The sequence below is a fragment of the Thauera phenylacetica B4P genome, from assembly GCF_000310225.1.
GTDB lineage: Bacteria > Pseudomonadota > Gammaproteobacteria > Burkholderiales > Rhodocyclaceae > Thauera > Thauera phenylacetica.
In genome coordinates, this window is the sequence record NZ_AMXF01000141.1 from 1 (window position 1) to 10,469 (window position 10,469).

The 10,469-nt window shown below is 69.7% G+C and carries 10 protein-coding genes and 1 pseudogene; 4 read left to right on the forward strand and 7 right to left on the reverse strand.

The window, feature by feature from the left end; all coding sequences use genetic code 11:
- The 3 genes and pseudogenes from C667_RS15505 to C667_RS15520 all read right to left on the reverse strand — a co-directional run.
- A pseudogene (locus tag C667_RS15505) lies at positions 1-346 on the reverse strand (nuclease); the annotation flags it as partial.
- 8 nt (positions 347-354) lie between these two features.
- A complete protein-coding gene (locus C667_RS24410) occupies positions 355-1,941 on the reverse strand; it encodes an IS1096 element passenger TnpR family protein (protein WP_004368594.1) in 1,587 nt (528 codons plus the stop codon).
- 134 nt (positions 1,942-2,075) lie between these two features.
- Positions 2,076-3,107, reverse strand: coding sequence for a DUF4351 domain-containing protein (locus C667_RS15520; protein ID WP_004368597.1), 1,032 nt, complete (start codon positions 3,105-3,107; stop codon positions 2,076-2,078).
- Positions 3,108-3,325: 218 nt separating this feature from the next.
- On the opposite strand from C667_RS15520, the gene C667_RS15525 reads away from it, so the two are divergent.
- Positions 3,326-3,931 (forward strand): IMPACT family protein, encoded by a 606-nt coding sequence (locus C667_RS15525; protein ID WP_004368598.1) that lies wholly within the window; start codon positions 3,326-3,328, stop codon positions 3,929-3,931.
- 102 nt (positions 3,932-4,033) lie between these two features.
- Here C667_RS15525 and C667_RS15530 read toward each other — a convergent pair whose 3' ends face one another.
- The 4 genes from C667_RS15530 to C667_RS15545 form a co-directional block, all read right to left on the reverse strand.
- On the reverse strand, positions 4,034-4,813 hold the full coding sequence (locus C667_RS15530) for a LamB/YcsF family protein (protein ID WP_004368600.1): 780 nt from the start codon (positions 4,811-4,813) through the stop codon (positions 4,034-4,036).
- Positions 4,814-4,967: 154 nt separating this feature from the next.
- Positions 4,968-6,020: a 5-oxoprolinase subunit C family protein gene (locus tag C667_RS15535; protein ID WP_004368602.1), complete on the reverse strand. Its 1,053-nt coding sequence runs from the start codon at positions 6,018-6,020 to the stop codon at positions 4,968-4,970.
- Positions 6,017-6,778: a 5-oxoprolinase subunit PxpB gene (gene pxpB / locus C667_RS15540; RefSeq protein WP_004368604.1), complete on the reverse strand. Its 762-nt coding sequence runs from the start codon at positions 6,776-6,778 to the stop codon at positions 6,017-6,019. The genes C667_RS15535 and pxpB overlap by 4 nt, the downstream gene beginning before the upstream one ends.
- A gap of 22 nt (positions 6,779-6,800) precedes the next feature.
- Positions 6,801-7,310 (reverse strand): winged helix DNA-binding protein, encoded by a 510-nt coding sequence (locus tag C667_RS15545; protein ID WP_004368606.1) that lies wholly within the window; start codon positions 7,308-7,310, stop codon positions 6,801-6,803.
- Between the two features lie 194 nt (positions 7,311-7,504).
- Between C667_RS15545 and dctP the strand changes: the two genes are divergently transcribed.
- The 3 genes from dctP to C667_RS15560 are packed head-to-tail and all read left to right on the forward strand — an operon-like array spanning position 7,505 to position 10,382.
- A complete protein-coding gene (gene dctP / locus C667_RS15550; protein WP_004368608.1) occupies positions 7,505-8,494 on the forward strand; it encodes a TRAP transporter substrate-binding protein DctP in 990 nt (329 codons plus the stop codon).
- A 58-nt stretch (positions 8,495-8,552) separates the two neighbouring features.
- The gene (locus C667_RS15555; protein WP_004368610.1) at positions 8,553-9,071 is read left to right on the forward strand and encodes a TRAP transporter small permease; all 519 of its coding nucleotides are present in this window, start codon (positions 8,553-8,555) and stop codon (positions 9,069-9,071) included.
- Positions 9,072-9,083: 12 nt separating this feature from the next.
- Positions 9,084-10,382: a TRAP transporter large permease gene (locus C667_RS15560; RefSeq protein WP_004368612.1), complete on the forward strand. Its 1,299-nt coding sequence runs from the start codon at positions 9,084-9,086 to the stop codon at positions 10,380-10,382.
- The last annotated feature ends 87 nt before the right edge of the window (positions 10,383-10,469 follow it).

Here is a 10,469-nt window from a genome sequence, read left to right on the forward strand (position 1 = left end):
CGAGCAGCGGGCGCAGGCGCGCGCGCAGCGCGTCGGCGTTGCGCGCGAGCTCGACGCTGAGCTGCGCCGCGCGGCGCCTGCCCGGGCGCATCAGCCCGGCGGGGGTTTCGTCGAGGAAGCCGGCCTGCTGTTCGACCAGCAGCACCCGCCCGCCCGATCCGACGACGGCGAAGTCGACCTCGCCGAACACGGCCGTGCGGCCCTCGGCGCGCGTCCAGTGCAGGCCGTGGTAGATCCGGGTGTCCTCGGGTAGCGCGGCGGCGAGGCGGGCGAGGGTGGCGAGCTCGCGCCCGCGTGCGCCTCCGGCCGGGAGCAGGCGCCAGCCTTCGGGGTGGGTGCGGGCCACGGCGGGGCTCAGCCGATGGGCTCGAACAGGCTTGCGACGATGCGCTGGTAAGGCGCGAGCGCGAAGTCTTCGGGGTCCAGATCCGCGTACGCCTCGAGGGTTTCGTCGCCCTCGGCCGCGATCTCGCCACGCAGGGCCGCGAGGATGCGCTGGTAGCCCGGGATGCCGCCGCAATCCTCCGGCGGGCAGGCGCGCGCACCGTCTATAAGGACGGCCGGCACACGCTGTGGGGCGCTCGGCAGCCGCTTCTCGATCGTGATCCGATGCAGCCAGCCGTCGCCGAAGTCGTACAGATACCTGAAGCCCTTGTGGCGCCCGATCACCTGGCCGAGCTCGACCTCCTCGCCGGGCAGGACGAGCTCGTCGAAGGGGGTGTCGAAATCGGGTGCATTGCCGATGCGGTAGTCGCCGACCGAGAACTCGTGCAGGTGCGCGTCCTCCCAGCCCATCGCCGCCTGGATCATCGTGTGGAGGTCGTTGAAAGTCAGCCAGTTTTCGACCTCGAGGCGGCGCCAGATCAGCGGCTCGATGCCCTCCAGGGCGACATGCAGGACCAGACGGCGGGCAGGGTAGTCGCTCGGCAACGCGGCGAGTGCGGCGTTCACCTCCGCGCTGTGCTCGCTGTCCCAGTCGATGCCGTCGTCGTCCTCGTCCTCGACGATCGCGTGCAGGGCCTCGATCAGGGGAAGGTATTCCTTGCCCGGGGAGCGGGCGAGGAGATCGGCCGCCCAGATGTTCGCGCGGCTGCGCGCCTCCTCCTTGCGCCCCTCGGCCATCAGCAGGAGCACCTCGAGGTGGGCGAAGGTCGGATCCTGCGGGTCGAGGCGCTGCGCCTCCCGGAATGCCCGCCAGGCTGCGGGGAACTCGTCGCGGTCGGCGAGGACGGACGCCTCGCGCTGCAGGGCGAGGCTGCGCAGCTCGCGATCGGGTGAGGTCTTCAGGCGTTCGATCAGCGCGTCGCGGTCGCCCGCGCGCTCCAGGTGGGCGTAGGTGCTCATCAGCAGGCTCGCCGCCTGCGCGACGCGTCCGTCGAGCCTGGCCGGATCGGCGAAAAGCGGCTCGAGCAGGCGGACGAGCTCGTCGTGGCGACCCTCGCCGAACCAGCGCTCGGCGATCTTGCACAGGACCGGCGGCGGGGCACCGCGCGCGACCCGTTCCTCGAGGCGATCGGATGGCAGTTGCTCGATCACGCGCATCAGCATGTCGTCGGGCGCCAGGTCCAGCGGCGGCGTGTCGACCGCGCCGCAGCACTGCTTGTACTTACGTCCCGAGCCGCAGGGGCAGGGGGCGTTGCGCTCGGGGCGCGGCATCTTGCGCGGGCGGAAGTGGTTCTCCGGGATCGGCGTCGCGTTCCACAGCTCGTAAGCGATGTGGGTCGCCAGGCCACGTGCGGCGCGGTCCACTGCGGCGTCGTCGGCTTCGTCGTCCTCGGCCGCGCAGGCCTCTGCGAACGGGCGCAGCGCCTGCTTCAGGTGGATGAGCAGGGCCGAGAAGTCGTTCGTCTCCAGGATCACGCCGACGCCGCTGTCGAAGGCGCGGGTCATCAGCTCGAGCGGGTCGGAGTCCTGCGAGGGGGTGTGCTGGGTAGGGTTCATGTCACGGGGGCGCCTGCATTCATCGGCGGTCAGGGTTGCGGGGAGAAGCGGCCGGATTGCTTCACGCGTTGGAGAGCAGTGGCGTTGCGCCGGGCGTCGGACATTTGTCGTCCCGCCCAGCCTGCGCCAGCGCTTCAGTTCTCCGCGAACACTTCGTCGATCGCTCGTGCGTCGAGCACGCGCTCGGCCCAGATCTCGAGTTGCTCGGGCGTGGACTGGGAGAGGCGCCGGGTGATGTCGGGGGAGAGCGGGCCGAAGCGGCGGTTGAGCAGGCGCAGAAGTACGCTTGCCGTGCCTTGGGCACGACCCTGCTCGATCCCCTTTTCGATCCCCTTTTCGATCCCTTTCTCGATCCCCTTCTCAATGCCGATTTCGAGCCCTTGCTCCATGCCTTTCTGCAGTCCGCGCTCGATCGCAAGCCTTTCCACGCTGGTGACGTACTTCACTTTGCGTTCTCCTTCAATCTTTTCAATATCTTGCCACAGTCTCTGCTCGAGCTCCTTGGGTAGCCGCATCATCCAGTCGAGCACCGAGAAGAAGTCCAGGATGCGCTGGCGCGTCCAGTCGCGCTCGTAGAGCAGGCGCACGAGGCGGCGCTTGGCGTCCAAGCGGGCGGCCGGGCTCCGGCGGGTGCGGCGGGTGAAGAGGTGCGCGGCGGTGATGAGTGCGAAGGGGTTCGGGTTGCCCAGCAGGGCGGTTTCGTCCGCTGCGTGGTCGACCAGTTTGGCGACCGGAAATTGCAGGCTGTGCCGGCAGCCGAGGCGCTCGTAGCCGAATCGGTCGGGGCGCCACTCGGGGTCGGGGTCGGCGAGCACCGCCAGGCTGGCGACCGGGCGGTCGTAGGTGTCGAAGATGCGGTAGTTATAGACGAACATCCGGCGCGCGAAGCCGGGATCCATGCTGCCCTGGACCTCGATGTGCACGCACAGCCAGTCTTCCTCGCCGGTGTGGGTGGTGACGCTGGCGAGCTTGTCCACGTGGCGTCGGCCGAGCGCGGCGTCGCGTACGATCTGCTGCAGCTCCTTGTCGAGGAAGCGGTGACCGCGCGCCCAGTCGATCTGGCGGCTGGCGTCGGGGAAGTAGAACTCCATGAACTCCGGGAAGGCATGCTCGACGGCCTCCTTCCATGGACTGTCGTAATCGTCTTGCGCTGCACGGGCGGGCATTCCGGGCTCCTGGGCGAGGGATTCGGAATGCTATTGGGAAATATGACAAAAGGGAACTGGGATGATTGCCCTGGTGGTGCCGAATCGACTCGAAAGCGGATGCCGTGGGCGATCGGGGCCGTCGTCAATGCGCAGGAACCAGGCAGCGGGGTTCGTCTCCGATCTTCCCGCCAGGCCGCCGCCGTGCCGCCGCGCGAATCGGACTAGAATCCCGCCCCATGCCGCTGACCCTCGCCGCTCCCGTCCATAGCGAACGGATCATCAAGAAGAGCCGCTTCATCGGCTGCGTGCAGCCGATGGGTGACCGCGCCGGCGCGCAGAAGGTCGTGGCCGCGTTGTGGGACCAGCATCCGGGTGCGCGCCATGTGTGCTGGGCGCTGCTCGCGGGCGGACAGTCGGCGGCGGTGGATGATGGCGAGCCGAGCGGCACCGCCGGGCGGCCGATGCTGGACGTGCTGCGCCATCAGGACCTGGAGGGCGTGCTGGCGACGGTGGTGCGTTACTTTGGCGGCGTGAAGCTGGGCGCCGGCGGTCTGGTGCGCGCCTATACGGACGCGGTGGCGCAGGCCTTGCTGCAGGCGGAGAAGGTGCCGATCGTGCGTCTGGCGACGTTGCGCTGCGCGGTGCCGTATGCGATCGAGGGGCTGCTGCGGCGCGAGCTCGACGCCGCCGGGGCGAGCCTGCTGGCGGTGGAGCACGGGCAGGCGGTGGAGCTGTGCTTCAGTCTGCCCGAGGATGCCGCCGCCGCCCTGCGCGCGCGCCTCGGCGAGGCGGGGCAGGGGCGGATCGAGTGGCTGGCCGTGCCGGACGAGATCGCCCGCTAGAGCTTCAGGACGGTGATTGCCTGTCTCGGTGGTGGGAGCGGGCTTGCGCGCGAACGGGTGTGGGCAGGCTTCACGGGCACCTGGCCCCCAGTCGAGATCCGTTCAACGTCCTTCAACCACCTCCGGCAGCGCCACGATCGTCCACCCGCGCGCCTCGAGTTCGCTGCGCAGGTGACGTGCACTTTCCACCGCGCCCAGGGTGTCGCCGTGCACACAGATGCTGTCCATTGCCGTGGGCAGGTGCTTGCCGCTCTGGCTGACCACGCCGCCGGCGTCGAGCATGCGCAGCACGTGGGTGACGAGCTCGTCGTGGTCGTGGATGACCGCGCCGGGCTGGCCGCGCGGCACCAGCGTGCCCTTGTCGGTGTAGGCGCGGTCGGCGAAGACCTCGCCGGCCACCTTCAGCCCGGCGCGCTCGGCGGCGAAGTAGAGCTCCGACAGCACCGGGGCGAGCAGGATCAGCGCGGGGTCGATGGCCTTCACCGCGCGCGCGACCGCGTCGGCCAGCGCCGCGTCCTCGCAGGCCTGGTTGTTGAGCGCGCCGTGCGGCTTGACGTGGGTGACGCGGCCGCCTTCGGCCGCGGCCATGCCGGCGAGCGCACCCACCTGGTAGATCACCATGGCTTCGAGCTCGGCGGGGGCCATCTTCATCGGCCGGCGGCCGAAGCCCTGCAGGTCGGGGTAGGCGGGGTGGGCGCCCAGGCTCACGCCGGCGGCGAGCGCGGTGCGCACGGTGTGGCGCATCACCACCGGGTCGCCGGCGTGGAAGCCGCACGCGACGTTGGCCGAGCGCACCACCTGCAGCAGCGCCTCGTCCTCGCCCATGGTCCAGGCGCCGAAGGATTCGCCGAGGTCGGCGTTGAGGTTGATCGTCTTGTTCATGGGCTGGGCTCCGTGGGGAGAGAGGGGGTTGCTGCGGGTCGGGCGCCGCGCCGGAGGGCGCGGCGCGGACCTCGGGCGCATGGTTCGCGGCTGCCGCCGCTCCTACAGGAGGGGGGCGCTCCTGCAGGGTGGGGCTGGCCGGAGGGTCATGGCTTCAATATAGCGGTCGATATTCCGCGCCGAGGGCGTGCACGACGCCGTCGACCAGGTTGCCGGTGTAGAGCGCCATCAGGTCGATGCCGTCGGGCGGCAGGGCGCGGATCGAGGCGATCAGCGCCCGGGTCTCCGCCTCGACGGCGCGCGCGATCCGTCCGCCCTCGGCGGCGCCGACGGCGGCGAAGCGCAGGGCCTGGCCGGGGCGCAGCGCGGCCAGGCGGCCGAGGTCGGCGCCGATCACGGTGGCGATCTTGGGGTAGCCGCCTGCGGTCTGGGCGTCGGCGAGCAGCACGATGGGCTGGCCGGCGCCGGGGACCTGGATGGAGCCGGGCACGGTGGCGTCGGACACGATCTCGGCAGCGCCGACGTGCTCGAGCTTTGCGCCTTCGAGGCGGATGCCCATGCGGTCGGCTTCGGTGGTGACGCGATACTCGCCGCCGACAAGGGCTTCGAGCGCGGCCGGGCTGAAGTGGTCGTCCTGCGGGCCGGGCACCAGGCGGATCGGGCCGGAGTCGGCCGCGGGCGGCTGGGTGAGCACGTGGTCGCTGCCCCAGGGGTCCGCGTCGGAGGCGAGCGCCAGGCGCGTACCGGCGGCGAGCGCGCGGCCATCCACACCGCCGAGGCCGGCGCGCACATAGGTCGAGGCGCTGCCCATCACGGCCGGCAGGTCCAGCCCGACGACCGCCACCATGGCGATGCGCCCGCCTTCGAGCTTGCGGATGCGCAGCTGATCGCCGTCGGCGAGCGTCACCGAGCGCCACGCTGCGAGCTGGCGTCGGCCCTCGGTGCCCTCGACCTCGACCACCGCGTCGCCGGCCACGGCGATCTTGACCGCGCCGCCGCTCGCGGTGACGTGCAGGCCGCCGTCGAAGCATTCGATCAGCGCGGCGTCCTCCGAGCGGCCGGCGAGCGCGTTGGCGATGCGCATCAGGCGGCGGTCGAGCACGCCCGCCCAGGGCACGCCGATGCGGCGATGGCCGCGGCGGCCGCCGTCCTGGAGGGAGGCGAAGGCGCCGGGGGAGAGGATCTCGAGTTCGGTCTGCGTGCTCATGCTGCGTTCTCCGCGGGGGTCGGGGTGCTTTCCAGCCACTGCATGGGGTCGATCTCGCCGTTGGCGAGGCCGGCCTCGATGGCGCGGCATTCGTCGCTGCTCACCGGGGTGAAGCGCACCTGGTCGCCGGCGGCGAGCAGCGAGGGCGAGGCGCGGCGCGCGTCGAACAGCGGTATCGGGCAGCGCCCGAGCAGGTGCCAGCCGCCTGGGCTCTCCCACGGGTAGATGGCGGTGAGCGCGGTGGCGATCGCCACGCTGCCGGCGGGCACGCGCACACGCGGCTGGGCTCGGCGCGGCAGGCGCAGGCGCTCGGGGAGATCGCCCATAAAGGGGAATCCGGGCAGGAAGCCGAGCATGTAGACGAGGTAGGCTGAGCCGCTGTGCAGGGCGATCACCTCGTCCGTGCAGATGCCGAGCGTGGCGGCCACCTCGGCGAGGTCGGGTGCGGCCTCGCCCTCGTAGCACACCGGCAGGCGCCAGTGGCGGCCGTCGACCGGCGTGCCGTGCTCGGCGGCGTCGATCAGCGGCTGCAGCGCGGCGAGTACCGTGTCGCGGTCGGTGGCGAGCGGGTCGAAGAACACCGTCAGCGAGCGGAAGGTAGGCATGGTCTCGATCACGCCCGGCAGCTCGCCCGCCCCCTGCAGGCGCTGGATTGCGGCGTCGAGCGCGTTGACCGCCGCCAGCAGGGCGGGGTCGATGATGTTGCCGAACTCGATGGTGAGCGCGGCGTCGCCGGCGTCGAGGATGCGATAGCTCACGGGAGGGCTCCCTTATCTAGGACTACGAAGTGGAGGCCGCGCGCGCGGCCTGGTCGTAACGGCCGGAGATCGTGCGCAGCAGCTGCGCGAGCTCGCCGATGCGGGCGTTGTCCTCGGCGCTGCCGGTGAAACCGGGCATCAGGCAGGCCTCGCGCACGTCGCGGTAGGCCTCGCAGATCTTGCGGCCCTGGGCGGTCACCGAGAAGAAGGCCTCCTTGCCGCGCTTGGCGCTCTGTACCAGGCCGAGGCCGGCGAGCTTGCGCAGCGAGTAGGAGACGACGTGGGTGTCCTCGACATTGAGCACGAAGCAGATATCGGCGAGGCGCTTCTCGAGGTCGCGGTGGGCGACGTGGTGCAGCACCAGCACGTCGATCGGCGTCATGTCCTTGACGCCGGCGGCGGCCATGCAACGCATCATCCAGCGCGCGAAGGCGTGCCAGGCGATGATCATCCCGAACTCGAACTCGGACAGCTCCGGTGACTTCGGCGACACCAGATGCTGGGAAGACACGATGCGGTTGGCTTCACTCACGGCCGTCTCCTGAGGTGGATGGAAGAGGGTTTGCAGAGGATTAATAGAGGTTTTGCAAAAAAAACGTGTACGTTTTGTTGACAAGATACCCACAAAATCTCTATCGTGCAATAACGGTGACTTATCGAAGACCGGTCGCCGCCCGCCAACCTGCGTTCCGGGGCTTCCGCCCTCCTCAATCAGGAGTACTCGCCATGCGCTTCCCGCATTCCTTCGTCAAGGTGATCGCCGCCTCCCTGGTCGGCCTGGGTGTCACCGCCGCAGCCCACGCCCAGACCACCTGGGACATGCCCACGCCTTACCCGGCCAGCAACTTCCACACCGAGAACATCCAGCAGTTCGCCAAGGAGGTCGACGCGGCCACCGGCGGCAAGCTCAAGATCACCGTCCATGCCAACGGCTCGCTGTTCAAGGCCAACGAGATCAAGCGCGCGGTGCAGTCGGGTCAGGCGCAGATCGGCGAGCTGATCATCTCGGGTCTCGCCAACGAAGACGCGCTCTATGCGCTCGACACCGTGCCCTTCCTCGCCACCAGCTACGCCGACTCGAAGAAGCTGTGGCAGGCCTCCAAGGACGCGGTCGAGGCGCGCCTGGCGAAGAACGGTCTCAAGGTGCTGTACTCGGTGGCCTGGCCGCCGCAGGGGCTGTATTCGATGGCCGAGCTCAAGACCATCGGCGACCTCAAGGGCATGAAGATCCGCTCCTACAGCCCGACCGTCGCGCGCATGATCGAGCTGATGGGTGGCCAGCCGGTGACCGTGCAGGCCGCCGACCTCACCCAGGCGCTGTCGACCGGCGTGGTGTCGGCCAACCTGACCTCGTCGGCCACCGGCTACGACACCAAGAGCTGGGAGCAGCTCAGCCACTACTACGACATCCAGGCCTGGCTGCCGAAGAACATCGTGTTCGTGTCGAAGAAGGCCTTCGACGCGCTCGACCAGCCCGCACGCGACGCCCTGCTCAAGGCCGCCGCTGCCGCCGAGGAGCGCGGCTGGAAGGTCTCGGAAGAGAAGACCGCCTGGTACATCGACCAGCTCAAGGCCAACAAGATGAAGGTCCAGCCGGCGCCCGAGGCGTTGCAGGCCGAGCTGCTCAAGGTCGGCGAGAAGATGACCGCCGAGTGGGTCGAGAAGGCGGGCCCGGACGGCCAGGCCATCCTCGACGCCTATCGCAAGCTGAAGTAAGCCGACGCTGATGTACAAGGCCCCGCGCGAGCGGGGTCGTCCTTTTCCGGAGACCGCCATGAGAGCGCTTCTCGATTCCCTGTACCGCTTGTCGGGCGTGCTTGCCGCGGTCGGCATGGTGGCCACGCTGGTGCTGGTCGCCTCCGGCGTCCTCGCCCGTCCGCTCGGCATCTACCTGCCCGGCACCGACGACTACGCCGGCTACGCGATGGCCGCCTGCGGCTTCTTCGCGCTGGCCTACACCTTCAAGCACGGCGAGCACATCCGCGTGAGCCTGCTGCTCGAGCGTGTCGGCCCGCGCATGCGCGCGGCGCTGGAGTGGTTCTCGCTAGCGGCCGGCACGGCGGTGGCGGCGATGCTGGCCTTCTACGCCGTGCGCATGGTGCTGCAGTCGCACGAATTCGAGGAGATCTCGCAGGGCGTGGACGCCACGCCGCTGTGGATCCCGCAGCTGTCGATGGCCTTCGGCTCGGTCGTGCTGCTGATCGCACTGATCGACGACCTGGTCATGACCACCCTGGGGCGCGCACCGGCGCGACTTGCCACCCACAGCGGCGAAGCCGCGCGCATGGAATAAGAGGAGCGCGCCATGGAAATCATGATTGCGGCCGTGATGATCGGCCTGATGCTGGCGCTGCTCGCCGGCGGCGTATGGATCGGCCTCGCCCTGATGGCGATCGGCATCCTCGGCATGCTCGGCTTCACGCCGCGCGCGCCCGGCGACGGCATGGCGGTGGCGATCTGGAGCCACGGTTCGAGCTGGACGCTGACCGCGTTGCCGCTGTTCCTGTGGATGGGCGAGATCCTGTTCCGCACCAAGCTGTCGGAGGACATGTTCAAGGGCCTGTCGCCCTGGCTCGAGCGTCTGCCCGGCCGCCTGCTGCACACCAACATCATCGGCTGCACGTTGTTCGCCGCCGTGTCGGGCTCGTCGGCGGCCACCTGCGCCACCATCGGCAAGATCGCGCTGCCCGAGCTCGAGCGCCGCGGCTATCCCGAATCGATGGCGCTCGGCACCCTCGCCGGCGCCGGTACGCTCGGCCTGCTGATCCCGCCCTCGATCATCATGATCGTGTACGGCGTCGCGGCCGACGTGTCGATCTCCAAGCTCTTCATCGGCGGCGTGCTGCCCGGCATCCTGCTGGCGACGCTGTTCATGGGCTGGGTGGTGGTGTGGTCGCTGATGAATCCGGGCAAGATCCCGGCGGCCGACCTCAAGACCACCTTCGTCGAGAAGCTCGCCGCCTCGAAGAACCTGATCCCGGTGATCCTGCTCATCGGCGGTGTGCTCGGCTCGATCTACAGCGGCATCGCCACCGCCACCGAGGCGGCGGCGATCGGCGTGATCGGCAGCCTGATCATCGCCGCCAGCCAGCGCACGCTCAACCGCAAGAGCTTTTTCGGCGCGCTGATGGGCGCCACCCGGCTGTACTGCATGATTGCGCTGATCCTCGCCGGCTCGGCCTTCCTGACCCTGGCGATGGGCTACATCGGCCTGCCGCGCCACCTCGCCGAATGGATCGGCGCGCTCGGGCTCAGCCCGGCGATGCTGCTGGTGGCGCTGGCGATCTTCTACATCCTGCTCGGCTGCTTCCTCGACGGCATCTCGATCGTGGTGCTGACGATGGCGGTGCTGATGCCGACCATCCAGAGCGCCGGCATCGATCCGCTGTGGTTCGGCATCTTCGTGGTGGTCGTGGTGGAGATGGCGCAGGTGACCCCGCCGGTGGGCTTCAACCTCTTCGTGCTGCAGGGCCTCACCGGGCGCGACATGACGGTGATCGCGCGTTACGCGCTGCCCTACTTCCTGCTGATGGTGGTCGCGGTGGTCCTGCTGTACACCTTCCCCGGCCTGGTCACCTGGCTGCCGGGTCACATGATCGGGTGATGTCGTGAGCCGCCGCCGGAGCTCACTCGCCGGGCACGGAGGCAGCGTCCGCGGGCGGCCCGGCGGCGAGCTCCGCGGCGCGCGCCT

Excerpts from the sequence above, each read along its gene's own strand:
- C667_RS15525 (WP_004368598.1), top strand. The coding sequence starts at position 3,326 with ATGCCGCTGACCCTCGCCGCTCCCGTCCATAGCGAACGGATCATCAAG.
- C667_RS24410 (WP_004368594.1), bottom strand. The coding sequence starts at position 1,941 with ATGAACCCTACCCAGCACACCCCCTCGCAGGACTCCGACCCGCTCGAG.
- C667_RS15535 (WP_004368602.1), bottom strand. The coding sequence starts at position 6,020 with ATGAGCACGCAGACCGAACTCGAGATCCTCTCCCCCGGCGCCTTCGCC.
- C667_RS15530 (WP_004368600.1), bottom strand. The coding sequence starts at position 4,813 with ATGAACAAGACGATCAACCTCAACGCCGACCTCGGCGAATCCTTCGGC.
- C667_RS15560 (WP_004368612.1), top strand. The coding sequence starts at position 9,084 with ATGGAAATCATGATTGCGGCCGTGATGATCGGCCTGATGCTGGCGCTG.
- C667_RS15520 (WP_004368597.1), bottom strand. The coding sequence starts at position 3,107 with ATGCCCGCCCGTGCAGCGCAAGACGATTACGACAGTCCATGGAAGGAG.
- dctP (WP_004368608.1), top strand. The coding sequence starts at position 7,505 with ATGCGCTTCCCGCATTCCTTCGTCAAGGTGATCGCCGCCTCCCTGGTC.
- C667_RS15555 (WP_004368610.1), top strand. The coding sequence starts at position 8,553 with ATGAGAGCGCTTCTCGATTCCCTGTACCGCTTGTCGGGCGTGCTTGCC.